The following is a 25,645-nucleotide window of genomic DNA, read 5'->3' as shown; positions in this document are numbered from 1 at the left end:
GCATTGCGGGCTCCTGTCGTCCTGGTGTTGTCCACAGGCGGTGGCCGAAGTCGTGGACGACGGACAGAATCGAGAGGTGGGCACGGGCCGCACCGCCCGCCGGGCCGGGTCGATTCCCGTGCCGGACCACCCCGATCTACCCGGGAGGCAGCAGTGAGGACAGCGACACTGGGACCTGCGGAGCGCGCCGAGGCGCTGGCCGCGATGGCCGAGCGCGAACTGGACGTGCTGGTCGTGGGGGCGGGCGTGGTCGGCGCCGGTACGGCGCTGGACGCGGCGACGAGAGGGCTCTCGACCGGCCTGGTCGAGGCCCGCGACTGGGCGTCCGGCACATCGAGCAGGTCGAGCAAGCTGATCCACGGCGGGCTGCGGTATCTGGAGATGCTCGACTTCGCGCTCGTCCGCGAGGCGCTGAAGGAGCGCGGACTGCTCCTGGAACGACTGGCCCCGCATCTGGTGAAGCCGGTGCCGTTCCTCTACCCGTTGCAGCACAAGGGCTGGGAGCGGCTCTACGCCGGTTCGGGCGTGGCGCTCTACGACGCGATGTCGGTGTCCTCGGGCCACGGCCGCGGGCTGCCCGTGCACCGCCATCTCTCCCGCCGTCAGGCGCTGCGCGTCGCCCCGGCGCTTCGGAAGGACGCCCTGGTCGGGGCGTTGCAGTACTACGACGCGCAGATGGACGACGCCCGCTATGTGGCGACCCTGGTGCGCACCGCCGCCGGTTACGGGGCGCATGTGGCCAACCGTGCGCGGGTGATCGGCTTCCTCCGGGAGGGCGAGCGGGTCGTCGGCGCCCGGGTGGAGGACGTCGAGGCGGGCGGCGAGTACGAGGTCAGGGCCAAGCAGGTGGTCAACGCGACCGGGGTCTGGACGGACGACACCCAGTCGCTGATCGGGGAGCGCGGACAGTTCCACGTCCGGGCTTCCAAGGGCATTCACCTGGTCGTCCCCAAGGACCGCATCCACTCCTCGACCGGCCTGATCCTGCGGACCGAGAAGTCCGTCCTCTTCGTCATCCCGTGGGGACGGCACTGGATCATCGGGACCACCGACACCGACTGGGATCTCGACAAGGCGCACCCGGCGGCGTCCAGCGCCGACATCGACTACCTGCTCGAACACGTCAATTCGGTCCTGGCCACGCCGCTGAGCCGGGACGACGTCCAGGGTGTCTACGCCGGGCTGCGCCCGCTGCTGGCCGGCGAGTCCGACGCGACCAGCAAGCTCTCGCGCGAGCACACGGTGGCGCACCCGCTGCCGGGCCTCGTGGTCGTGGCGGGCGGCAAGTACACGACGTACCGGGTGATGGCCAAGGACGCCGTGGACGAGGCGGTGCACGGCCTCGACCAGCGGGTGGCGGCCTGCGTCACCGAGGAGATCCCGCTGCTGGGGGCGGAGGGCTATCCGGCGATGTGGAACGCCAGGGCGAGGATCGCGGCCAGATCCGGGCTCCATGTCGCCCGGGTGGAGCACCTGCTCAACCGGTACGGCTCGGCGACCGAGCAGCTGCTCGAACTGATCCTCGCCGATCCGGTGCTGGGCGAGCCGCTGCCCTCGGCGGACGACTACCTGAAGGCCGAGATCGTCTACGCCGCCTCGCACGAGGGGGCCCGCCACCTCGACGACGTGCTGACCCGCCGGACCCGGATCTCCATCGAGACCTTCGACCGGGGCACGCGCAGTGCCCGGCTCTGCGCGGAGCTGATGGCGCCGGTGCTGGGCTGGGACGAGGGCCAGATCGACCGGGAGGTCGAGCACTACGAGAAGCGGGTGCAGGCGGAGCGGGAGTCGCAGCGCCAGCCGGACGACCTCACGGCGGACGCGGCGCGGCTCGGGGCCCCGGACATCGTGCCGATCTAGGTCCTTTCCCCGGGGGCCGCGGGGCAGAACTCCGCTTCGAGCAGTGCGGCTTCGAGGGTGTCCGCGTCGGCCAGGGTGTCCGTGTCGACGCGGTACGTCAGGGTGTGCCGGCCGTCGAGCGTAGCGGCGGTACGGACGTAACTGCCCGCGATATGGCCGTTGTGCCCCCAGACGGTGGCGCCGCAGGAGAGCTTCTGCGGATAGATGCCCAGGCCGTAGACGCCCTGCGTGGCCTCGGTGTCCAGCAGGACCGCCAGCTGGGCGGGCGCGAGGAGACGGCCGCCCAGCAGGGCCGCGTAGAAGCGGTTCAGGTCGTCGAGCGTGGAGATCAGCTCGCCTGCCGGGCCCGCCGTGCGGGGGTCCAGCGCGGTGACGTCGCGCAGGGTGCCGCCGGCCGGATCGCGGGTGTAGGCACGGCCGTGCGGGGCGGGCAGGGAGGTCTCCGAGCCCGGGAGGGAAGTGCCCTTGAGGCGGAGGGGGGTGATGAGGCGGTTGCGGATCTCGGTGGCGTAGCTGTGTCCGGTGACCCGTTGAACGACGAGTCCGAGTACGGCGTAATTGGTATTGGAGTAGGCGTAGCGGCCGGGGGCGTTCGTCGGGCGGTGGGCCAGGGCGACGCGGACCGCCGCGGCGGGGGAGAGGGGGTGGGCGGATGGATCGCCGGTGTAGTCGTAGAGGCCGCTGGTGTGGCTGAGCAGGGCGCGCAGGGTGATGCGGCGGCCGTCATTGCCGTTGCCGCGCACCAGCCCCGGCAGCAGCCGCTCGACCTTGTCGGTCAGGTGCAGCCGTCGTTCCCGGGCGAGTTGGAGCACGACCGTGGCGACGAACGTCTTGGTGATGCTGCCCGCCCGGAACCGGTCCGCCCGTCGGATACCGGGGCCCGTCGAGCGGAAGGTGTCGTACGGTGCGGTGGAGGAGCGGTGAGCCAGCAGCGCCGCCGCCGGCGCCCGGCCCTCGGCGACGAGCCGGGGGAGGTAGGTGGCAGCGGGGGTGAGGTGTGGTTCGCTGGGCAGGGGCACTGTCGCCAGGCCGAGCAGCGCCAGCAGCAACGGAGCGGCGAACAGTGCCCTGAGTATCGGCATGGCGGGGGATCCCTTCCTCGGGGCACATCATGACGGGCCCGCGGACCCGGCACCATGACCGGCGCCGGGGTGAGGGACAATGAACGCTCTGCCAGGGCGGGTTGATCGCAGAGGGGACGCATGTCGGAGGCGGAGCAGGCACGGGAGCCCCAACGGGACAAGGAGGGGCGTCTCCTCGCGGGGCGTTACCGGCTCGGGGAGGTGCTCGGCCGGGGCGGTATGGGCACGGTCTGGCGTGCCGTCGACGAGACGCTGGGCCGCACGGTCGCGGTCAAGGAACTGCGGTTCCCCTCGGCCATCGACGAGGACGAGAAGCGCCGCCTCATCACGCGCACGCTGCGCGAGGCGAAGGCGATCGCGAGGATCCGCAACAACGGCGCGGTGACGGTCTACGACGTGGTCGACGAGGACGACCGGCCGTGGATCGTGATGGAACTCATCGAGGGCAAGTCCCTCGCCGAAGCGGTGCGTGAGGACGGCGTGCTGACGCCGAGGCGCGCCGCCGAGGTCGGCCTCGCCATCCTCGACGTGCTGCGCTCGGCGCACCGCGAGGGCATCCTGCACCGCGATGTGAAGCCGTCCAACGTGCTGATCGCCGAGGACGGCCGGGTCGTGCTCACCGACTTCGGCATCGCCCAGGTCGAGGGCGACCCCTCGGTCACCTCCACGGGCATGCTCGTCGGCGCCCCCTCGTACATCTCGCCCGAGCGCGCCCGCGGCCACAAGCCGGGGCCGCCCGCCGACCTCTGGTCGCTGGGCGGACTGCTGTACGCCAGCACCGAGGGTTCCCCGCCGTACGACAAGGGCTCGGCCATCGCCACCCTGACCGCGGTGATGACCGAGCCGCTCGACCCGCCGAAGAACGCCGGTCCGCTGGAGGAGGTCATATACGGCCTGCTCGCCAAGGACCCCGAGCAGCGGCTCGACGAGGTGGGCGCCCGCGCCCTGCTCAACGACGTGATCCACGCTCCCGAGAAGCCGGACCCGGTGGTGGTGCCGCCCGCCGACGCCACCCAGGTCATGGCACTGCCCGGGAAGGTCGACGAACCCCGCGCCAAGAAGACGCCCAAGCCCGCGGAGCAGGGCGAGGGCACCCGGGACCGGCTGCGCGGCGCACTGCGCTCGGTACGGAACGCGAAGGCGGCACCGGCGGTCGCGGCAGCGGCGACCACCACGCCGCCCCCGCCCTCGGCGCCCCCGTCGGCCGCCCCCTCGACGGCCGGAACGGGCACCCCCGCCAAGCCGGCCAAGCCCGCGTCCACCGCAACCGCCACGGCCTCCGTCGCCGCCCCGCCGCCCCGCCCGGCCACGTCCCCGGCCACTCCGCCCCGCGCGTCCATCACGGACGTGGTGCCGCGCCGCACCCTGGCGATCATCGCGGCGGTGATTGTGCTCGCCGTGCTCGGCACGGTCCTCGCGCTCACGCTCGGCGGAGGCGACGAGAACGACCCGGGCAAGGGCGGCGGCAGCGGCGACAAGTCCACCTCGGCCGGGGCATCGACGGCGACCGGCGGCTCGGCGGACACCGACAGCGGCAACGGCAGCGGCAAGGGCAAGGACCAGGACCAGAACGGCAGCCAGGGCCAGGGCCAGGGACAGGACGAGGGCAAGGGCAAGGACAAGACCGGCAAGGAGTCGGGCGGTTCGAAGGGCGACAAGCCCGAGGACGCCCTGCCCGCCGGATTCAAGCTGGTCACGAACAAGCGTTACCACTTCTCGATGGCCATGCCCGAGAAGTTCCGCTTCGACAAGCCGTCGGGCATCAACTCCGGCGCCATCTACAACGTCGACGGCGGCTTCCCCCGCATCCAGGTCGACTACACCGATTCGCCCGGCGGTGACGCCGCCGCGGCGTGGAACGCCGCGAAGGCCGCCGTCGCGGCCAGCAGCAACGGCTACCACCACCTCGGCATAAACAAGGTCGAGTACAACGGCTACCCGACCGTCGCCGACTGGCAGTTCGAGCGCACCCAGCAGGGCCGGCCGGTCCGGGTGATCAACCGGGGCTTCAAGGTGGACGGCAACCACGGCTACGCGATCATGATCAGCTGCGGGACCGATGAGTGGGACGGCGCGGAGTGCCGGACGATGCGGAAGACCGCGTTCGACACGTTCACGCCCATCGACTGAACGTTCCGGCCCATCGACTGAATGTTCCGGCGCGCCTCCCGATCCGTGGGCGGAAGGGGCCGGGATGCGCCGACCCGGCCGCGTGGCCGGCGCTTGCCACGTATCGTGAGAGCCTGAAGACCGTACGCAGCCGGAACGGTGGGTCAATTGCACGGTAGGTGACCGCGATTGACGGATCGATGCGGTCTTTCATGGCCGGGGGACAGCGCGCTCTGGGGAGGCGTCGTGGACGACTATGCGGGTCGGGTACTTGCCGACCGCTACCGCCTTCCGCTGCCCTCGGACGATGCGTACGAATCGGTCGAGACCCGGGCGTTCGACACCTATAGCGGACAGGAAGTCCTGGTCCGGCAGGTGCCGTTGCCCGAGGTGGTGGACGCCGAGGTGCTCGACGCCGAGGATCCGGCCCCGGAGTTCCGGCGGGCCACCGGACGGGCCGTGCGGATGCCCGCCGACCCGGCGGTCCGGCGCGCCGTGGAAGCGGCGCAGGCAGCGGCCCAGGTGCCCGACCATCCCAGACTCGACCAGGTCTTCGACGTGTTCGCCGAGGCGGGATCGCTCTGGATCGTGAGCGAACTGGTCGCGGCGCGCCCGCTCGCCTCCCTGCTCGCGGAACGCCCGCTCAACCCCTTCCGGGCCGCCGAGATCGGCTCCGACGTGCTGACCGCGCTGCGAGTACTGCACGCCCACGGCTGGACCCACCGCAACATCACCGTCCGCACGGTGCTGATCTGCGACGACGGCCGCGTCGTGCTGACCGGCCTGGCGGCCGGGGCGGCCGAGGAGGCGCTCTGCGGCTATGTGACGACACCGCAGCTCGACGAGGACGAGGACGAGAACGGGGACGAGGACGGCTACGGATACGAGGGCCGCGGCGGGTACGAGATCGAGCGTGACCACGGGTACGAGGACGGCGGACACGAGGCCGGGTTCGGCCGGCCGGCGCTCGGTACGGGCTCCGCGGGCGTGTTCGCGCCGCCCCTTCCGCCTCTTCCGCCCCTTCCGTCCGAGGTCCCGGCCTCACGCGGCCCGGCGGCCATCGAGACGGGTCGACCGGCCGGCGCCCCGCCCACCGATGACGGCGATGCCTCGTACGACAGCGACCCGTACGGCGACGCCTCGCACGGCGACGCCTCGTACGACAGCGACGCCTCGCACGGTGACGCCTCGCACGGTGACGCCCCGTATGGCGATGCCTCGTACGACAGCGACCCGTACGGCGACGCCTCGCACAGCGACGCCTCGTGCGACAGCGACGCCTCGCACGGTGACGCCTCGCACGGCGACGGCGATCCGTACGACGAGAGCGACCGTGCCGACGACGCTTCCCGCGCCGGCGACGTCCCCCGCGGCGGCACGGGAGATGCCGCGCAGTCGCGGGCCGGGCGCGCCGGAGCGATCGTCGCCTACCGTGAGGGCGCCCGAGCCGCCGCACGCGTCAGCGAGGACCGGCGGCGTGCCGAGGCGGGCGACGCGGGGGACACCGGAAGCCTGCCGGTCCAGCGCTCCGCACGGCCGCAGGACACGGGCCTGCCGGACTTGCCGGACCCGGACGGTCCGTCGGACCCGGACGACAGCCGTTCCGGGCCCGCCGCCCCCCGGGGCCGCGCCACCGACGACCCGTACAGCAAGGACCGGTACGCCGACGACCCGTACGCACCCGGCCCCCACGACATCGACGAAGACGACGACGGCTACCCGCCCCCTCGGCGGCTGCACCTCACCGGGTCCTGGAGCGACGGTCCCGGTTCCGGCCGCCCCGTTCCCGCCGGGGGCTCCGGCGAGGACGCCCTGCGCGCCGACGCCCGGCGCCACGGCGACTCCCCGGCACTGCCCGCGCACCGGACGGCCCCGCCGCAGCAGCCGGGCGGCTGGGACGAGGTGGCCGGGAGCGGCCGTACGGACTCCGTCTACCGGGGCCCCGCCACCCCGCTGGCCGCCGAGCGCGCCCGGCAGACCCGGATCGCCGTGGTCGGAGCGGTCACCGAGCGCTGGGCGCCCGAGCAGGCCGGCCCCGTCCACGAGAACTGGCGCCTGGCGCCGCCGATCGGACCCGCCACCGACCTCTGGGCGCTGGGGGCGCTGCTCTACCGCGCCGTCCAGGGCCACGCCCCCTACCCCGAGGAGAACGCGGCCGAGCTCGTCCAGATGGTGTGCGGGGAGCCGCCCGCCTTCGCCGAGGAGTGCGGTCCGCTGCGCCCCGTCGTCGAGTCCCTGCTGCGTCAGGACCCCACCGAGCGGCCGGACTTCGAGGAGCTGAGCGGCTGGCTGCGCTCCCTGGTGCGCTCGGCGCCCGAGCCCGAGGCCGGTCTGGACGTCGTACCCCTGCCGTCCGCCGACACCGCACGGCTCCCCATCGTGCGCCGTCGCGGCGAGCTGGTCCGCAGGCGCCGCGGGCGCAACGCGACCCACGGCCGCCACCGCCACACCAAGAGCAAGCCCGACCGGCAGAGCAGGTCCGGCCGTCAGGACAGCCCCGACCCGCGGACCGCCCCAGACCGGCAGGACGGATACGGCCGGCAGGACGGGCTCGACAGGCCGGGCGCGCTCGACGGGCCGGACAGGTTCGACCGGCCCAGGGCGGAGCGGCCCCCCAGGCCGCCGCGTGAGCCCAAGGGCCCCAAGGTGCTGCGCACCCCGCCCCGCCCCCATGAGGGCGGAGGACGGGCACCGCGGCGGCTCGGACGGCTGCTCCTGGTGCTGATCCTGCTGGCCCTCGCCGCGGCCGTCGCGTACGCCGTGATGTTCATGCCCGGGTCGGACGACGAACCGGGCAGCGGCTCCACGGGCCCGGCGTCCTCGGCCTCCGGCTCGCCGGACCCCGGCACGGGGGACTCCGGCGGTCAGGACTCCTCCGGGTCGCCCACCTCCCAGCAGCCGCAGACCAGCCGCTCCGCGGTCGCGCTCGCCCCCGGCTACACCCTGCGCAAGGACAAGGAGGGCTTCGAAGTCGGTGTGGCCAAGGGCTGGCAGCGCAGCCCCGCCAACGCGGACCGTCAGATCCGCTACGGCAGCGACGGCTTCAGCCTGCTGATCGTCCCGGGCCGCGACACCGTCAAGGCCAACGGCGACGACCCGCTGGCCTACCAGGCGGGCAAGGAGCTGGAGTTGCAGCCGTTCCGCGACTCCAGCTGGTCGGGGTCGAGCGGGCTGCGCCGGATCGACGTCGGGCGACAGGCCATGGCGGAGGGGCAGTTCACCTGGCAGGACGCGTCGGGACGCGAGGTGTACGCCCGCAATCTGGTGATGATCGTCGAGGGCCGCTACCACGTCATCCAGGTCATCGGCCCGGAGAACCGACGCGACAAGGTGTCGGACATCTACGAACAAGCCGTCGCCTCCTATCGCGTGACGCACTGAACCCTCTCCGTACAACTCCCGGGCGAAGCCGGAGCGACAAGCATCACAGTGCGGTCTCGTGAGCGGTGCGAGGTTCCGTGGCCGTGCATCCCCTCCGTAATCTGGCACCTGAGGAACGGGGCGGGGATTACGTGGATCGATCACAGGGCACGGACGCGGGACTGGTGCTGGCCGGCAGGTACCGGCTGGGCGAGGTTCTCGGGCGCGGCGGCATGGGCAAGGTCTGGCGCGCCCACGACGAGGTGCTGCACCGCACGGTCGCGGTCAAGGAGTTGACCGCCGGTCTGTACGTCGCGGAGGCGGACCGGATCGTGCTGCACGCCCGCACACAGAAGGAGGCCCGCGCGGCCGCCCGGATCACCCATCCGGGCGTGGTCACCGTGCACGACGTGATCGAGTACGACAACCGGCCCTGGATCGTCATGCAGTACGTCGACGGCCCCTCCCTCGCCGACGCCGCCAAGGAATCCGGCGAGATCGAGCCGCGCGAGGCCGCCAGGATCGGCCTCCACGTGCTGAGCGCCCTGCGCGCCGCCCACGCGGCGGGGGTCCTGCACCGTGACGTGAAGCCCGGCAACGTGCTCCTCGCCAAGGACGGCCAGGTGCTGCTCACCGACTTCGGGATCGCGGCCATCGAGGGCGACTCGACCATCACCAGGACCGGTGAACTGGTCGGCTCCATCGACTACCTGGCGCCCGAGCGGGTACGCGGCGGCGACCCGGGACCGGCCTCCGACCTGTGGTCGCTCGGCGCGACGCTCTACACCGCGGTCGAGGGCCGCTCGCCGTTCCGCCGCACGTCCCCGATCTCCACCATGCAGGCCGTCGTCGCCGATGAGCCCCCGCCGCCCGGACGGGCGGGCCCGCTGGCCCCCGTCATCACCGCGCTGCTCCGCAAGGAGCCGGACGAGCGCCCGTCGGCCGCGGAGACCGAACGGATGCTGCTGGACGCCATGGAGGGCCGCGCGCCCGTGGCCGCCCAGGCGTTCGTGCCGACGCAGAGCGTTCCCGACGAGGTCCTGCGCTCGCTGGCCCCGGACGGCCCCGCCGCGCCCGGAACCACCCAACTGCCCCACCCGATGCCCCCCGCACCGGCCCCGGCCCCGGCCCCGGCGCCCCGCCGCAGCCGCAGCCGCTGGCGCACCGTGGTCCTGGTCATCGCGGCCGCGGCGCTGGTCGGCGGCGGCGCGGGACTCGCCGCGATGAAGCTGGGGGACGGGTCGGACGACACCACCCGGGGCGGCGACAAGGGCACCCACGCGGGCGTCGCCCCCGAGAAGCCCCCCACCTCCACCTCCCGGTCCACCTCGCCCTCGCCCTCGGCCAAGCCCGACAAGCCGGTGAAGGACGTGCCCGACGGCTGGAAGCGGGTGGACGACCCCGAGGGCTTCAGCCTGACCGTGCCCGAGGGCTGGGAGCGCCGGGCGGACGGCAACCAGATCGACTACACCCCGGACAACGGCGTGCACTACATCCGGATCAGCATCGACCCGGCGCCCGACTTCGAGAACCCGTACATGCACATGGTGACGAGCCTGGAGCCCCAGCTCGCCAAACGGCTGCCCGGCTACGAGCGCAAGACCCTGCACTCCAACACGTACCGGGACCGGCCGGGTTCGCTCTGGGAGTTCACCTGGACCGAGACCAAGGACCATCCGGGTCCGCGCCACGCCATCGACCAGATGTACTTCGGCGAGGACGGCGGTCCCGAGTACGCGCTGTACATGACGGGCCCGGCGGAGGACTGGGACACGACCCGGGCACAGTTCGACACGATGCTGCGCGGATGGCGTCCGCCAAACAGCTCCGGCTGAGCCGGCCGGGGCCCTGCCGGACCCCGCCGGGACGGCAGGGCTCCTGATCAGGGGCTTTGTTGCCAGTGATCGCTGGCTCGTTTGTGGGGACTGTGAAAACCCGTTACCCACGGGTACCCAAAGTGTGCGGCTGGACGTACTCTCGCCCTCATGACGGACTCGCAGGCCTCCACATCCACCTCCGCAGCCCCGGTCGGCACCAACCCGGTGGCCGCCGCCCCCGCGGGCGTACGCACCGCCGCCGATGTGGTGACACCCGAGGTGGTCGCCCAGCTGACCCGGGGCGTGGCCGGCTCGGGCCGTACGGCCAACCACACCCCCTTCACCGGGGAGAAGCTGGCCGACCTGCCGGAGTCCACCCCCGAGGACGTGGCGGGCGCCTTCGAGCGGGCCCGCGCCGCCCAGCCCGCCTGGGCCGCGACCCCCGTCCGCGCCAGGGCCGCCGTACTGCTCCGCTTCCACGACCTGGTGCTCAGCCGCCAGGCCGAGGTGCTCGACCTCATCCAGCTGGAGACCGGCAAGGCCCGGCTGCACGCCCACGAGGAGGTGCAGGCCGTCGCCGTCGCGGCCCGCCACTACGGGCGCAAGGCCGGCGCGTACCTGAAGCCGAAGCGGCACACCGGGGTCGTACCGACCCTCACCAAGGTCACCGAGCTGCGCCAGCCGCGTGGCGTCATCGGCCAGATCGCGCCGTGGAACTACCCGTTCGAGCTGTCCGTGGGCGACGCGCTGCCTGCGTTCGTCTCCGGCAACGCCGTCGTGATGAAGCCCGACACGGAGACCGCGCTGACCGCGCTGTGGGCCCGTGACCTGCTGATCGAGGCCGGACTGCCCGCCGAGGTCTTCCAGATCGTCCTCGGCGAGGGCCCGGTCGTCGGCCCCGAGGTCGTCAAGCACGCCGACTACGTCTCGTTCACCGGCTCCACCCGCACTGGCCGCGAGGTCGCGCAGGGCGCGGCGGCCCGGCTCGTCGGCGTCTCGCTGGAGCTCGGCGGCAAGAACGCCATGCTGGTCCTGAAGGACGCCGACGTGGAGAAGGCCGCCGCGGGCGCCGTCCGCGCCTGCTTCTCCTCCGCCGGCCAGCTCTGCATCTCCATCGAGCGGCTGTACGTCCACGAGTCGATCGCCGACGACTTCGTGGCCCGTTTCGCGGCCCGTACGAAGGCCATGCGGCTCGGCAACTCGCTCGCCTACGGCGCCGACATGGGCTCCCTGGTCGGCGAGCGCCAGCTGGAGACCGTCACCCGGCATGTCGCGGAGGCCGTGGAGAAGGGCGCCAGGCTCGTCGCGGGCGGCGTCGCCCGACCCGACATCGGCCCGCTGTTCTACGAGCCGACCATCCTCGACGGCGTCGAGGCACCGATGGCGGTGTGCGGCGAGGAGACCTTCGGCCCGGTCGTCTCCGTCTACCGCTTCACCGACGAGGACGAGGTCGTGGACCTCGCCAACGCCACCCCGTACGGCCTGAACTCCAGCGTCTGGACCAAGGACTCCGGGCGCGGCCACCGGGTCGCCGCCCGGCTGCGCACCGGCACGGTCAACATCAACGAGGGGTACGCCCCCGCGTACGGCAGCGTGCAGTCCCCGATGGGCGGCATGAAGGACTCCGGTCTCGGCCGCCGGCACGGCTCCGAGGGCATCCTCAAGTACACCGAGGCACAGACCGTCGCCCAGCAGCGGCTGATCCCGCTCGCCCCGTCCTTCGGGATGGACGACGAGAAGTACGCGGCGTTCATGAGCGTCAGCCTCAAGGCGATGAAGGCGTTCCGCCTGCGCTGACACCGGCTGCCGCGGCACCTCCCGGTACCGCAGTACTTTCCGCCCGTTTCGCACCGAGGAGAGCCATGTCCCAGGACAGCCCTGCCCAGAATCGGCCCGTTGCCCCGGAGAGGACCGACGACGACGCCGCCTACGACTACGACGTACTCGTGGTCGGCTCGGGCTTCGGCGGTGCGGTGTCGGCGCTGCGGCTGACCGAGAAGGGGTACCGGGTCGGGGTGCTGGAGGCGGGCCGCCGCTTCACCCGGTCCGAACTGCCCAGGAATTCCTGGGATCTGAAGAACTTCCTGTGGGCCCCGACGCTCGGTCTGTACGGCATCCAGCGCATCCACCTGCTGGGCAACGTCATGGTGCTGGCGGGCGCGGGAGTCGGTGGCGGTTCGCTGAACTACGCCAACACCCTGTACGAGCCGCTCGCGCCGTTCTTCGACGACCCGCAGTGGAAGGACATCACCGACTGGCGCGAGGAGCTGGGCCCGTACTACGACCAGGCCAAGCGGATGCTGGGGGTCCGGCTGAACCCGACCATGACCCCGTCGGACGTCCACCTGAAGGCGACCGCGCAGGCCATGGGCATCGGCGACACGTTCCACATGGCGCCGGTCGGTGTCTTCTTCGGGGACGGCGAGGACGGCGACGGCACGGCGAGGGTCCGGCCGGGCGGCGAGATTCCGGACCCGTTCTTCGGCGGGGCGGGGCCCTCCCGCAAGGCATGCACCGAGTGCGGCGAATGCATGACCGGCTGCCGCCACGGCGCGAAGAACACCCTCAACGAGAACTACCTCCACCTCGCTCAGAGGGCGGGCGCGGTCATCCACCCGATGACCTCGGTCGTCGCGGTCACCGAGGACTCCCGGGGCGGCTACGCGGTCAAGACCCTGCCCACCGACAACCGGAAGAAGGGCAAGGGCCGCACGTTCACCGCCCGCGAGGTCGTCGTCGCCGCGGGCACGTACGGCACCCAGACACTGCTGCACCGGATGAAGGACACCGGCCTGCTGCCCCGGATCTCGTCCCGGCTCGGTGAGCTGACCCGTACCAACTCCGAGGGCCTGGTCGGCTCGCAGACCAGTGACCGGCGCTACCGGAAGAAGCACGGGACCGCGCGGGCCGACTTCACCCGGGGCGTCGCCATCACCTCCTCGATCCACCCGGACGAGAACACCCACATCGAACCGGTCCGGTACGGCAAGGGCTCCAACTCGATGGGCGCGCTGACCGTCCTCCAGGTGCCGTACGGCGCGCACCGGGTGCGCAGGTGGCTGCTCGAACTGGTCAAGCACCCCACGCTCGCGGCCCGGTCGCTCTCCAACCGCCGCTGGTCGGAGCGGACCATCATCGGGCTGGTCATGCAGTCGCTCGACAACTCCCTGACGACGTACCGCAAACCGGGCGGCGTGGGGAAGGGCCTGCTCACCGCCCGGCAGGGGCACGGCGCCCCCAACCCGACCCAGATCGAGGCGGCGACGCGCAGCGCCACACTGCTCGCCGAGGAGATCAACGGCTTCGCGGGTTCGAACGTGGGCGAGCTGATGGGCACCCCGCTCACCGCGCACTTCCTGGGCGGCTGCCCCATCGGTGCCACCGCCGACGACGGGGTGATCGACCCGTACCACCGGCTCTACGGACACCCTGGCATCTCGGTGGTCGACGGTTCGGCGGTCTCCGCGAACCTCGGCGTCAACCCGTCGCTCACCATCACCGCACAGGCCGAGCGCGCCATGTCGCTGTGGCCCAACAAGGGCGAGGCGGACCCGCGTCCGGTGCAGGGCGAGGCGTACGAGCGGCTGGCCGCCGTCGAGCCGCGGTCACCGGCCGTGCCGAAGGAGGCGTTCGGCGCGCTGAAGCTGCCGTTCCTCGGGATGCCGGCCGTCCCGCCGAAGAAGCCGCGGGAGTCCTAGCCGATCGGGACGGCAGAAAGGGGCTGCACCCCCCTCCGAGCGCAGCCCCTCCATGTCACGGCGAGCCGGACGCGTCACGCGCCGGCATCACCGTTCCTGCGGCGCCGCACGATGAACATCGCGCCGGCGCCGAGCATCATGGCCGCGCCGCCCGCGGTGGCGAACACCGGGAGCGCGGAGGACGAACCGGTCTCCGCGAGGCTGCCGGAGACCCTGCCCGCCGGGTTGTCGGCCGGCTTCGCGGCCGGGACCGGGGCGCTGCCACCGGTCTGCGGCGTCGAGCCGCTGTCGCCGGACTTCACGATCTCGAACCTGTACGCGATGTCGCTGACGCCGGCGCAGTCCTTGTCGCCCACGTACAGACCGGCACCGAGCGTGAAGCCGGCGCCGACGGGGGCGGTCGGCCGCACATTGACGCGCAGCGCGATGTCGACCTCGTAGCCCGCGGGGACCTCGTCGGACCGGCCGACATAACCGACCGCGCGGCCGTCCTCGCTGAGCTCCACCCATGTGCCGGTCTCCGGATCGAGGGCCTGGAGGCTGACCCGCTTCGAGCGGAAGAGGTCGTTGCCCTCCTTGTCGGAGGAGGCGCCCGCGAAGTAGTCGACCTCCTTCACGGCGGACTTCGAGGAGTTGTAGACGTTCATCCTGAACGTGTGCCAGCCGCTGCCCCGGGCGATCCGTCCGGGCAGGCCGTCGACGGAGACGTCCAGGTCGGACTGGGCGCACCGCGCCGGCTCCTCCGGGTCCTCGGACTCCGAAGGGGAGGCGGACGCGGACGCCGAGGCGCTCGCCGAGCCGCTCGCCGGACCGCCTGGGGTCGCTCCGGGGGTCTCGGCCGGCGCGGGAGCGGAGCCCTCGGCATCCCCGGGGGGCTCGGCAGGACCGGGCTCCCCGGTTTCCCCGGCGGAGTCCTCGGCAGGCGTGGACGCGGACCCGGAAGCGGCCGGGGCCGGCTCGGTCTCCGGCGTTCCGGAGCCGCTCGGCGAGGGCGAGGCGGTGGTATCGGCGGCAGCGGTCCCGTCCGTCGTCACGGCGAACGCGGCGGGGGTGGCCAGGACGGCGGCCGGGGTCATGACTGCCGCGGCGGCGGCGAGCGCCAGGGCTCGGCGAAGCTTCATGGTGACCTCAGGAGTCCGGCGCACCGCGATGGGCGATACGGGTTTCGGGACGGGCCCGTCGCGCGGCGGCACGACCGGGGCCGGTGGTTCCGCATGGTTGACCTGCGGTCTGCCGCAATGGTTGTCCGGATGCTCATGGAACATCCATGTGACGCCCCTCACTCGGAGGGCGGTCCGGAGCAGGGAAAGGGCCCCCGCGGACCGGGAGCCGGCCGGCGGGGTCCTCGTCACGTCTGCGCCGGGACACGGCCCGCGTCGCGCGGGCCGCTTCGACCGGACTCCACGGGGACTCCACCCGGATCCCGGCCGGATTCACCCGGATCCACCCGGATCCACCCGGGCCAACCCGGATCCCAACGGAAACGGCCGGCCCCGGGCGTCCCCGAAGCCGGCCGTTTCCTGGAGTGACCGGGCTGCTGTCCCCTGCCGACCGGTCACGCACGCCGGGGCGCGGTCCCACGGCGTACCTGAGGTACGCCACACGCACCAGCGGAGCCACACGTGGTTTCTTTCCGGAGCCGCCCCTGGCTGGCACGGACACCGGGACCAACGAAGCCGCGCCGGACCCGGTCACGCGCCGTACGGGTGAGAGTCGGCCCGAACTGGGATACGCCGGAGTACCCCCGGCCCCCGGGGTGTCACGCCCGGCCGCGGCACAGCTCCAGCAGCGTCATGGCGAGGGAGGTGCCGCGCCTGCCCAGCGCGTCCCGGTACGAGCCGAGGATCTCCATCTCGCGGGAGAGGCTGATCCGGCGGCCGCCGGAGGTGATCCGGGCCTCCTGGATGACCGCCGAGACGGCCATCCGCTCCTGGACGAGCCCGATGATCCGGTCGTCGAGGGTGTCGATCCGGGCCCGCGCGTCGTCGATCAGCGCGGCAGCCTCCTCGGTGTGCGCGCCGGTCTTCTCGGCGGCGGTCTTCTCAGCGCCGGTCTTCGCCGGGGCGGTCTTCGCGGGGGCGGTGCTGGTCATGGTGGTGACTCCTCGTGGTGTGTGGTCCCCGAGGCCGACCGGTCCGTAACGCCAAGGCGCCCCGGGCCTTTCGGCCCGGGGCGCCTGGAACGTTGCTTGTCGGTGGGATCAAGCAGCACGACCATGGCAGCCGGCGGGCCGGATGCCATAGGTAAAGACGAAGGTCGTGTGCTGAAGCATGGAACCAGTATGGCCCGGCCGCCGCGGGCGGACCAACCGGGCGCCCGGATGCTGAGACGCCGTATCCGGGGACGGCGGACCCCGCGCCCCGCACGGGCGGGACGACGGCGGAGCCCGCGCCCCCGCACGGGCGGGACGACGGCGGACTCCGCAACCCCGGTAGAATCGACAAAACAGACCCCCTTTCACCGCCGGAAGGCCGCCCGTGCCAGCAGCACCCCCCGCCGCCCCCGACACCACCACCGACGTGGTCCTCGTTGTCGACTTCGGCGCGCAGTACGCCCAGCTCATCGCCCGACGCGTCCGTGAGGCCCGGGTCTACAGCGAGATCGTCCCGTCCACCATGCCGGTGGCCGAGATGCTGGCCAAGAACCCCCGGGCGATCATCCTGTCCGGCGGGCCCTCCTCGGTGTACGCCGAGGACGCCCCGTCCCTCGACCGTGCGCTGTTCGAGGCCGGAGTCCCGGTCTTCGGCATGTGCTACGGCTTCCAGCTGATGGCCACCACGCTCGGCGGCACCGTCGACGACAACGGTGCCCGTGAGTACGGCCGTACCCCGCTCACCGTCTCCAAGACCGGCTCCACGCTCTTCGAGGGCACGCCCGCCGAGCAGTCGGTCTGGATGTCGCACGGCGACGCCTGCTCCGCCGCCCCCGAGGGCTTCACCGTCACCGCGTCCACCGACGTCGTACCGGTCGCCGCCTTCGAGAACGACGAGAAGAAGCTCTACGGCGTCCAGTACCACCCCGAGGTCCTGCACTCCACGCACGGACAGCAGGTCCTGGAGCACTTCCTCTACCGCGGCGCCGGCATCGAGCCGACCTGGACCACGACCAATGTGGTCGAGGAGCAGATCGCGCTGATCCGTGAGCAGGTCGGCACCAAGCGCGCCATCTGCGGCCTGTCCGGCGGGGTGGACTCGGCGGTCGCCGCGGCCCTCGTGCAGAAGGCCATCGGATCCCAGCTGACCTGCGTGTACGTCGACCACGGTCTGATGCGCAAGGGCGAGACCGAGCAGGTCGAGAAGGACTTCGTGGCCGCCACCGGCGTCCAGCTGAAGGTCGTCGACGCCGAGGAGCGGTTCCTGACCGCGCTGGCCGGGGTCTCCGACCCCGAGCAGAAGCGGAAGATCATCGGCCGCGAGTTCATCCGGGTCTTCGAGCAGGCCCAGGCCGAGATCATCGCCGAGGGCGCCGCGGACGGCGAGGAAGTCGCCTTCCTCGTCCAGGGCACGCTCTACCCGGACGTCGTCGAGTCCGGCGGCGGGACCGGCACCGCCAACATCAAGTCGCACCACAACGTGGGCGGCCTCCCCGAGGACATCGAGTTCTCGCTCGTCGAGCCGCTGCGCCAGCTGTTCAAGGACGAGGTCCGGATGGTCGGCCAGGAGCTCGGCCTGCCCGAGGAGATCGTCCAGCGCCAGCCGTTCCCCGGCCCCGGCCTCGGCATCCGGATCGTCGGCGAGGTCACCAAGGAGCGGCTCGACCTGCTCCGCGAGGCCGACGCCATCGCCCGCGAGGAGCTGACCGCGGCCGGCCTGGACCGTGACATCTGGCAGTGCCCGGTGGTCCTGCTCGCCGATGTCCGCTCGGTCGGCGTCCAGGGCGACGGCCGCACCTACGGCCACCCCATCGTGCTCCGTCCCGTCTCCTCCGAGGACGCCATGACGGCCGACTGGTCGCGCCTGCCCTACGAGACCCTCGCCCGGATCTCGACCCGCATCACCAACGAGGTGGCCGACGTCAACCGCGTCGTGCTCGACGTGACGAGCAAGCCGCCGGGCACCATCGAGTGGGAGTGACCCTCCCGTCGGGCCCCGCCTGACCCCGGGTCCACACCGATGCCGCCGCTCGCCCGCCGAGCGGCGGCATCGTCGTACCGGCAGGGCACCGCGCCCGGCCCTCCGCACCCCTGGCCACTTGCGGCAACCGGCGGTAACTTCCGATCCCGTACGCCCTGGGAGCCCCGAGGAGCCGCCATGTCCGAGCCCACACCCATACCCGTGGACCAGCTCCACTTCGCGCTGCCGCCCGTCCACGAGTCCGTGGCCGACGAGCGGGCGCACCGCAAGGAACGGCTGGCCGGGGCGCTCCGGCTGTTCGGTGAGCTGGGGTACGAGGACGGTGTCTCCGGCCACATCACCGCACGCGACCCGGAATTCGCCGACTGCTTCTGGGTCAACCCCTTCGGGGCCCCGTTCGCCGGACTGGCGCCGGACGAACTGATCCTGGTCAACGGCGAGGGCCAGGTCGTCGAAGGGCGCCACCACGTCAACCAGGCGGCGTTCGCCGTCCACGCGCAGGTGCACCGGGCCCGCCCGGACGTCGTCGCCGTCGCCCACACCCACTCCCTGCACGGGCGGGCCCTGTCCGCGCTCGGCGAGCTCATCGAGCCGATCACCCAGGAATCCTGTGCCTTCTACGAGGACCACGTGCTGTACGACGCCTACACCGGGGTCGTCGTGGACGAGGACGAGGGGCGCCGGATCGCCGCCGCGCTCGCCGGCCACAAGGCGATCGTGCTGCGCAACCACGGGCTGCTGACCGTCGGTGACTCGGTGGACGCGGCCGCCTGGTGGTTCATCGCCCTGGAGCGCTCCTGCCAGGTGCAGCTGGCCGCGCGGTCGGCCGGGAAGCCGGTGCCGATCGAGCACCCGGACGCGCTCGCCACCCGCGAACAGCTGGGCAGCGACCTGGTGGCCTGGATCAACTACCAGCCGCTTTGGCGCCGGATCAGCCGCACCTACTGACGATTCCTTCGCACATTCCGGCGATCCGCGCCCACGGACCGCCCCGATGCGGTCCCGAGCCCCTTTGTACGGCACAATTCGCAGCAATCACAGCCGAGTTGGCTGTACCGGGGCTTGAAAGGGCGGCGTTCCCAGTGGCGTTGGACGAGGCGAGGGCGGGCAGTACGCACGGCGGGGGCTGCACGTGCGGCGACTGCCCGCACGGGGCGCGCGAGGGCCACCGGCGCGCGGTGGGCGCGTTCCTGGCCAAGCGGGACGAACTCGCCGCCGGGCAGGGGCTGCCGCCCGGGGTCGCGCAGTCCGCCTCGGCGACCCGCCAGTGGGTCTCGGACGAGCTGACCCAGTCCGCCAGGACCGTCGCCGAACGGGGCCGGGAGGCGGGCGAGGCCTGGCTGTACCGGGTCTGGCGGCGCACCCTGATCGCGGTGTGGGCGGCCGTCGCCCTGCTGGTCATCGGCGAGTCCGTCACCGCCATCGGAGCGGGCTGGACCAACGCCCGGACGGCCGGGCTGGTCGCCGGACTCGTCACCGCGGGCCTGCTGACCGGTGCCGCCCATGTCCACCGCGCCCGGGGCGGCCTGCTCGCCCCGCTGATCGGCGAGGACCACCGGCTCTCCACCTCCCGGGCGGTCGCCGCCTCCTGGGTGCTGCTCGCGGCCTTCTCCGTCCTCGTGCTGGCGCTCCAGCTGGCCGGCGCCTCCGGCCATGCCGAGCGGGACGAGCTGATCGAGGGGCTGGACCTGGCCCGGGGCGCCGGGGTGGTGACCGTGCTCGCGCTGGTCTGCGCCGTCGCCGTCGTCGTACGCCGGGTGGTGACCGTACGCACGCTGTCCGGGCGGCTCCAGAAGCTTCGGGCCGTCCGGCCGCGCGCCGCCGACCTGCTCACCGACGACTCGGGCCGGGGCAGCTTCACGGACGTGCAGTACGTGCTGGTGAGCACCGTCGCCGTGCTGTTCGCCGCGGTCCGCCTCGCCCGCCGGCCCGAACAGCTGCCGGACCTGCCCTGGGGCCTGGCGCTGCTGGTCACCGTCTCGGCGCTCGCCTACTTCGCCGGGAAGTACGCGGAGGGCGGGCGCCCGGTGATCCTCTCGGTGGTCCGGGCCCGCGAGGCCGGGGACCTGGACGCGCCGGTCCGCACCGGCGACGACATCGAGATCCGCGGCGCGGGCTTCGTGCCGCCCGGCGCCGGGACTCCGGAGCGGCTGGCCCGGCTGGTCGTCCGGATCGGCCGGGTCCATGTGCACGTGCCGCTGATCCCGGTCACCGGCGGCTTCGCCAACCCGACGGACGGCGTGCTGACCGTGCCGGTGCCGGTGGAGGTCGAACCGGGGCTGGTGCAGGTGCAGGTGGTGACCGCCGCCGGAGTGGAGACGAACCGCTTCGAGATCGATGTGACGGACTGACCCCAGGCCCCCTGCGACCCTCAGGCCCCCCTGCGACCTCCACGCCCCCTGCGACCCCCAGGCCCCCTGCGCCCCTCAGGCCCCCCTGCGACCTCCACGCCCCCTGCGACCCCCAGGCCCCCTGCGACCCTCAGGCCCCCCTGCGACCTCCACGCCCCCTGCGAACCCCGGCCCCGCGACCCGCGGGCGGGCGGCGGAATCCGGCCGGAGGACCCACCGGTTGAGCAGCCCGGCACCCGCCTACGTATCGTCAGGTGACGGGTCTACGGAAGGTGGGGCAGCCACATGCAGGGATACGGGATGAACGTACGCGGTCTCGGGGAGTCGAAGGGGCTCGGGGACCTGGCGCGGGAGCACGCCCTGTTGCCCCTGCGGATCTTCCTCGGCGTCACGTTCGTCTACGCCGGGCTCGACAAGCTCACGGACAGCGGCTTCTTCAGGGCGAGCGGCGCCGGTTCCATCGGCGAGACCATGCACGCGGTCCGCGACTCGTCCGCGATCCCGGCCCTCGTCGACCTCGCGCTGAAGAGCCCCGGCGCCTTCGGGTACGCCATCGCCATCGGCGAACTCCTCGTCGGCCTCGGCACCCTCGTCGGGCTGTGGGCACGGCTCGCCGCGCTCGGCGGGGCACTGATCTCGCTGAGCCTGTGGCTGACCGTGAGCTGGCAGGTCTCCCCGTACTACTTCGGCAACGACCTGATCTACCTCATGGCCTGGCTGCCGCTGCTGCTCGGCGGGGCCGCGGCATTCTCCGCGGACGCCCTCCTGGCGTCCCGGCGGCGACGGATCCGGTAGTTCACCCAGGTCGCGGTGGCGGCCAGCCAGAGGCCGCCGAAGAACAGCGGGAAGAAGAAGACCCACGGGGCGTCCCAGACCCCCGCGGCGTCCGCCGCGTATCCCGCCGCCAGCGCGAGCATGACGACTCCCGCCACCGCACGTCCCGGACGGATCTCATGACGCAGCACGGGTGACCTCCACCTGTCCGACACCGACTTCGAGAGTGAGCTCGACCGTGCCCGCCGGTCTGCTGCCCGGGGACGGCGGCAGCGTCCGGTGCTCGTTCTGCGACGCTCTGATGTCCACCTCGGCCGGCTCCTCGGCGGCCGGGGCCTCGCCGGGCCGGCTGACCGGCAGCGTGATGTCGCCGAACCCCGACCTCGCGTCCACCTTCACCGTCACCTCCTTCGGCACGACCACCACCACACGGCCGGCCCCGACACCCACCCCGGTCCTGAGGGTGTCGCCCCGGGGGACCCTGATCCCGGTGAGGTCCAGCCTGGCGACCCCGGTGCCCAGCTGGTAGTGCGGCTGGACGGCGGCCACCGATGCGGGGCGCCACCCCTCGCGCACCCACTGCGTGGAGATGTCCTTGGGCAGCGCGGAGGCGCACGCCAGCAGGACGGCCGTGACCATCGACAGCATGACCGTGCCGAACCCGGTCCGCCCCAGGAACGCGCTGACCAGCATGCCCAGGCCGAACACCGCGAGTGCACCGGCCAGGCCGTACTGCAGACTCGTACCGAGCGGCTGCGACTCCCAGCTCAACCCGGTCCCCAGACCGCCCGCGATCAGCGCGAACAGGAAGACGACACCGCCGATCGAGGTCGGGCCCCTGGTGCCGGGCTCCCGTCGGGGCGGGCGGCGCAGCGGGTTCGGGGCCGCTCCCGCCGGGCGCTCCGTCCGGCCCGGGAGCACGGCATCGACCGGACCCCACAGATAGCCGGCGCCCACCGGACCGGAGGTGCCGTCCTTGACGATCGGGTCCCGCCACCACGACGGGCTGCCCGGCGTCGGCGGCGCCTTCACCTCGGGGGGCGCGTCCGCCACCGCCTGGGCGGTCGCCGGATGCAGCGGGTCCTCGGGCGCCGCGGTCCTGCGGGCTTGCGTCCACACGGCGAAGCCGACGACCGCGAGCGACAGCATCGCGGAGAACGCCAGCGTGCCGCCGTTGCCGAGCATCGACAGGAAGAGACCACAGCCGATCAGCGCGAGCAGCACCGCGATCAGCGACGCCCCCTCCACCCGGCCGGACAGCAGCCTGCGCGCCTCGTTCTCCTCCTCGCCGTCCACGGGAACCAGCAGCCAGGCGAAGCCGTAGAAGATCAGCCCGATGCCACCGGTCACGGACAGCACACCGAGCACGATCCGGAAGATCACCGGATCGACGTCGCAGTACCGCCCGAGCCCGCCGCACACCCCGGCCACGACCTTGTGCTGCGGACTGCGCCGCAGCAGCGGCGCCGGTTCGGGGGGCGGAGCGACACCGGGGGAGGCGTCCTGGGGAACGGTCATGGCTCCATGGTGACTGCCCCGGAGCCCGTCCGGGACCCGCGCCGACCCTGGCCGATCCCTGATATTGGCCGGCCGCACCCCTGGGGCCCACCCCGGTACCGGGCTCTCAGGGTCGATTCGGGGGCCGACCCTGATGCCGTCACCCGTACGGACATGTGACGATCGGGGCATGCCAGCCGCCACGACCCGAGCCGCCAGCTCCCGCAACCCCGCCCCGGAGGAGCCGCCGCTGCGCAGGCTCTACCGCAGCGCCGACGGACGGCTGCTGGGCGGCGTCGCGCGCGGGCTCGCCGGACATCTCGGGCTGCCCGTCGTCTGGGTGCGGTTCGTCTTCCTCGGACTGTTCTTCGCGGACGGCCTCGGCGCGCTGCTCTACGCCGTGTTCTGGATCGTCGTCCCGCTCGGCGTCGGCGGCGTCGAGCCGCCCCGCTCGGTCTTCGAGACCGCCCCGGACGGCAGCCGCCGGCTCCGCAAACCCGACCGGGGCCAGATCTTCGCCCTGATCGCGCTGGTCTTCGGCGCCATGATCTTCGTCGGCAACGTCGACATGGGCAGCGGGGCCAACCGCTACATCTGGCCCACCCTGCTGATCGGTGCCGGTTCCGTACTGGTGTGGCGGCAGGCCGACAACGCCCGGCGCGCCCGCTGGATGGAGGTCGGCAGCCGCCGCCGGGTCCTGCACCTGGTCCGGGGGCTCGCCGGGGTCGCCCTGGTCGGCCTGGGCCTGGCCGTCTTCATGGTGGTACGCGGCTCCGCCGCCCAGCTCGGGAACGTACTGACCGCGGCCATAGCCGTCCTCACCGGCATCGCGCTGCTGGCGGGCCCCTACCTCGTACGCATGACCCAGGACCTCTCCGAGGAACGCCTGATGCGCATCCGCGCCCAGGAGCGCGCCGAGGTGGCCGCCCACGTCCACGACTCGGTGCTGCACACCCTCACCCTGATCCAGCGCAACGCGGAGGACTCCGGCGAGGTCCGCAGGCTCGCCCGGGCCCAGGAACGCGAACTGCGCAACTGGCTGTACAACCCCGAGGGCACCGGCAAGGACGAGGACGACGAGCCCGCGACCCTCGCCGAAGCGGTCAAGCGCGCCGCCGCAGAGGTCGAGGACAAGCACGGCGTCCCGCTGGAGGTGGTCGTCGTGGGCGACTGCCCGCTGGACGAGAAGCTGGCCGCGCAGATGCAGGCCGCACGCGAGGCGATGGTCAACGCCGCCAAGTACGGTGGCGAGGGCGGCGCCGTGCAGGTCTACGCCGAGGTCGAGGGCCGCACGGTCTTCGTCTCGGTGCGCGACCGGGGTCCGGGATTCGACCTGGACTCCGTACCGGGGGACAGAATGGGCGTACGAGAATCGATCATCGGCCGGATGCAGCGCAACGGCGGCACGGCGCGGCTGCGTTCGGTGCCCGGCGGGGGCACGGAAGTCGAGCTGGAGATGGAGAGGGCGAGCGATGACCAAGACCACTGAGGCGACCGGGGGCCCGGAGCGCCGGGTACGGGTCGTGCTCGTCGACGACCACCGGATGTTCCGCACCGGCGTCCAGGCCGAGATCGGCCGCACCGAGGAGACCGGCGTCGAGGTGGTCGGCGAGGCCGCCGACGTCGACCAGGCGGTCACCGTCATCACGGCGACCCGCCCCGAGGTCGTCCTGCTCGACGTGCACCTGCCCGTCGGCGGCGGCGTCGAGGTGCTGCGCCGCTGCGCCCCGCTGATGGGGGCCGTCGAGAACCCGGTGCGGTTCCTGGCGCTGTCCGTGTCGGACGCCGCCGAGGACGTCATCGGCGTCATCCGCGGCGGCGCCCGCGGCTATGTCACCAAGACCATCACGGGCGCCGACCTGGTCGATTCGGTCTTCCGGGTCCAGGACGGCGACGCGGTGTTCTCGCCCCGGCTGGCCGGCTTCGTCCTCGACGCCTTCGCCTCCACGGACGCGCCGCCGGTCGACGAGGACCTGGACCGCCTCACCCAGCGCGAGCGCGAGGTGCTGCGGCTGATCGCCCGCGGCTACGCCTACAAGGAGATCGCCAAGCAGCTGTTCATCTCGGTGAAGACCGTCGAGTCGCACGTCTCGGCGGTGCTGCGCAAGCTCCAGCTCTCCAACCGCCACGAGCTGACCCGGTGGGCCACCGCGCGACGGCTGGTCTGAGCCGGCGGCTGCTCCGAGCCGACGGGCCGGCGCTCTCAGGCGGGGTCGAGCGAGATGTTCAGCTTCTCGCCGATCCTGCGGTAGCCGATGCCCGCGTAGATCCGCTCCACATCGGCGTCGCCCGGCTCCAGCCACACCACCCGGCAGCCGCGCCCGAAGGCGGTCGCGGTGAGGTGGGCGGAGAGCGCGGCGCCGATGCCGCGGCGGCGGTAGGCGTCGGCGACGGCGAGACCGGCCAGTTCGGTGAGGCCGTCGACGGGGACCGAGCAGCCGCCCGCGCCCGCCGGTACGCCGTCGACGGTGGCGAGGGCCGCGACCCCGCCGCCCTCGGCCGCGGTCCGCAGCCAGACCGCCTCACCGCCCTCGGGCTCACCGGTCCCGCCGTAGCCGTGGTGCTGGACGAGCGCGGCGGCGTCGAACTCCGCGTCGGTGGCCGGTTCGGCGATCGTGAGGGACTCCACCTGCTTCGGCGTCAGCAGGTCGTCCGGTGAACAGGCCATGACCGGGGCCCGGTTCTCCACGGTGAACCCGGCGGCGAGCAGCGCGGGTTCGACCGCGGGCGCCGAGCCGGGCAGGAACTCCAGCCGGGGCAGCCGGTCGTGCTCGCGGAACGCCGCGACCAGCGCGTCGAGATCGGCCGGCGTCGGCTCCGCGTCCTGGTCGGGTATCGCGTAATTGGCGTACTTGATGGACCAGTCGGGGTTGTAGCGCACCGTGAAGGGCCCGACCCGGAGGTGGTCCGGGGAACGCAGGGCGAGCGTACGGGCATGGGTCTGGACATCGGTGTCCATGGGCATACGGGGTTGTCCTCCGGCCGGTTGGGCGACGGTGGGCCGGGCCGAGGACGGTCCGGCCC

17 protein-coding genes are annotated in these 25,645 nt (G+C 72.8%); 12 read left to right on the top strand and 5 right to left on the bottom strand.

What is annotated here, in order from left to right; genetic code table 11:
* Nucleotides 1-153: 153 nt before the first annotated feature.
* A complete protein-coding gene (locus ACGF8B_RS33285; protein ID WP_259932493.1) occupies nucleotides 154-1,860 on the top strand; it encodes a glycerol-3-phosphate dehydrogenase/oxidase in 1,707 nt (568 codons plus the stop codon).
* Here ACGF8B_RS33285 and ACGF8B_RS33280 read toward each other — a convergent pair.
* Nucleotides 1,857-2,942 (bottom strand): serine hydrolase domain-containing protein, encoded by a 1,086-nt coding sequence (locus ACGF8B_RS33280; protein ID WP_392745841.1) that lies wholly within the window; start codon nucleotides 2,940-2,942, stop codon nucleotides 1,857-1,859. The genes ACGF8B_RS33285 and ACGF8B_RS33280 overlap by 4 nt on opposite strands.
* Before the next feature lie 120 nt (nucleotides 2,943-3,062).
* Here ACGF8B_RS33280 and ACGF8B_RS33275 point away from each other — a divergent pair, with 120 nt between their 5' ends.
* From ACGF8B_RS33275 to ACGF8B_RS33255, 5 genes are all read left to right on the top strand, one after another.
* Entirely contained in the window at nucleotides 3,063-5,072 is a 2,010-nt protein-coding gene (locus tag ACGF8B_RS33275; RefSeq protein WP_392745839.1) for a serine/threonine-protein kinase, read from the top strand.
* Nucleotides 5,073-5,297: 225 nt separating this feature from the next.
* On the top strand, nucleotides 5,298-8,432 hold the full coding sequence (locus ACGF8B_RS33270; protein ID WP_392745837.1) for a protein kinase: 3,135 nt from the start codon (nucleotides 5,298-5,300) through the stop codon (nucleotides 8,430-8,432).
* 131 nt (nucleotides 8,433-8,563) lie between these two features.
* Nucleotides 8,564-10,246: a protein kinase gene (locus ACGF8B_RS33265; protein ID WP_392745836.1), complete on the top strand. Its 1,683-nt coding sequence runs from the start codon at nucleotides 8,564-8,566 to the stop codon at nucleotides 10,244-10,246.
* 150 nt (nucleotides 10,247-10,396) lie between these two features.
* The gene (locus ACGF8B_RS33260; protein WP_392745834.1) at nucleotides 10,397-12,025 is read left to right on the top strand and encodes a succinic semialdehyde dehydrogenase; all 1,629 of its coding nucleotides are present in this window, start codon (nucleotides 10,397-10,399) and stop codon (nucleotides 12,023-12,025) included.
* 65 nt (nucleotides 12,026-12,090) lie between these two features.
* On the top strand, nucleotides 12,091-13,926 hold the full coding sequence (locus tag ACGF8B_RS33255) for a GMC oxidoreductase (RefSeq protein ID WP_392745832.1): 1,836 nt from the start codon (nucleotides 12,091-12,093) through the stop codon (nucleotides 13,924-13,926).
* A gap of 74 nt (nucleotides 13,927-14,000) precedes the next feature.
* On the opposite strand, the gene ACGF8B_RS33250 is transcribed toward ACGF8B_RS33255, so the two are convergent.
* Complete coding sequence (locus tag ACGF8B_RS33250; RefSeq protein ID WP_392745831.1) at nucleotides 14,001-15,047, bottom strand: LAETG motif-containing sortase-dependent surface protein; 1,047 nt, start codon at nucleotides 15,045-15,047, stop codon at nucleotides 14,001-14,003.
* A 638-nt stretch (nucleotides 15,048-15,685) separates the two neighbouring features.
* Nucleotides 15,686-16,018, bottom strand: a complete 333-nt coding sequence (locus ACGF8B_RS33245) for a chorismate mutase (RefSeq protein ID WP_392745830.1) — start codon at nucleotides 16,016-16,018, stop codon at nucleotides 15,686-15,688.
* 385 nt (nucleotides 16,019-16,403) lie between these two features.
* On the opposite strand from ACGF8B_RS33245, the gene guaA reads away from it, so the two are divergent.
* From guaA to ACGF8B_RS33225, 4 genes are all read left to right on the top strand, one after another.
* Complete coding sequence (guaA, locus tag ACGF8B_RS33240; RefSeq protein WP_392745828.1) at nucleotides 16,404-17,999, top strand: glutamine-hydrolyzing GMP synthase; 1,596 nt, start codon at nucleotides 16,404-16,406, stop codon at nucleotides 17,997-17,999.
* Between the two features lie 177 nt (nucleotides 18,000-18,176).
* The gene (locus ACGF8B_RS33235) at nucleotides 18,177-18,947 is read left to right on the top strand and encodes a class II aldolase/adducin family protein (protein ID WP_392745826.1); all 771 of its coding nucleotides are present in this window, start codon (nucleotides 18,177-18,179) and stop codon (nucleotides 18,945-18,947) included.
* 134 nt (nucleotides 18,948-19,081) lie between these two features.
* Nucleotides 19,082-20,350 carry a hypothetical protein gene (locus ACGF8B_RS33230; protein ID WP_392745824.1) on the top strand — a complete coding sequence of 423 codons (1,269 nt, stop codon included), beginning with the start codon at nucleotides 19,082-19,084 and terminating at the stop codon, nucleotides 20,348-20,350.
* Nucleotides 20,351-20,635: 285 nt separating this feature from the next.
* Entirely contained in the window at nucleotides 20,636-21,145 is a 510-nt protein-coding gene (locus tag ACGF8B_RS33225; RefSeq protein WP_342285368.1) for a DoxX family protein, read from the top strand.
* 156 nt (nucleotides 21,146-21,301) lie between these two features.
* Here the strand turns inward: ACGF8B_RS33225 and ACGF8B_RS33220 are convergent, their stop codons facing one another.
* Entirely contained in the window at nucleotides 21,302-22,642 is a 1,341-nt protein-coding gene (locus ACGF8B_RS33220; RefSeq protein ID WP_392745822.1) for a PspC domain-containing protein, read from the bottom strand.
* A gap of 169 nt (nucleotides 22,643-22,811) precedes the next feature.
* Here ACGF8B_RS33220 and ACGF8B_RS33215 point away from each other — a divergent pair, with 169 nt between their 5' ends.
* Nucleotides 22,812-24,110 (top strand): PspC domain-containing protein, encoded by a 1,299-nt coding sequence (locus ACGF8B_RS33215; RefSeq protein WP_392745821.1) that lies wholly within the window; start codon nucleotides 22,812-22,814, stop codon nucleotides 24,108-24,110.
* Nucleotides 24,094-24,789: a LuxR C-terminal-related transcriptional regulator gene (locus ACGF8B_RS33210; protein WP_392745820.1), complete on the top strand. Its 696-nt coding sequence runs from the start codon at nucleotides 24,094-24,096 to the stop codon at nucleotides 24,787-24,789. Before ACGF8B_RS33215 ends, ACGF8B_RS33210 begins: the two co-directional genes overlap by 17 nt.
* Nucleotides 24,790-24,824: 35 nt before the next feature.
* Here ACGF8B_RS33210 and ACGF8B_RS33205 read toward each other — a convergent pair whose 3' ends face one another.
* Nucleotides 24,825-25,586, bottom strand: coding sequence for a GNAT family N-acetyltransferase (locus ACGF8B_RS33205; RefSeq protein ID WP_392745819.1), 762 nt, complete (start codon nucleotides 25,584-25,586; stop codon nucleotides 24,825-24,827).
* Between the last annotated feature and the right edge of the window lie 59 nt (nucleotides 25,587-25,645).

Source organism: Streptomyces sp. NPDC047917 (assembly GCF_043204345.1).
Classification (GTDB): Bacteria; Actinomycetota; Actinomycetes; order Streptomycetales; family Streptomycetaceae; genus Streptomyces; species Streptomyces sanglieri.
The sequence above is the reverse complement of the archived record's forward strand: the minus strand, read 5'-3'. Positions and strand labels throughout refer to the sequence as shown.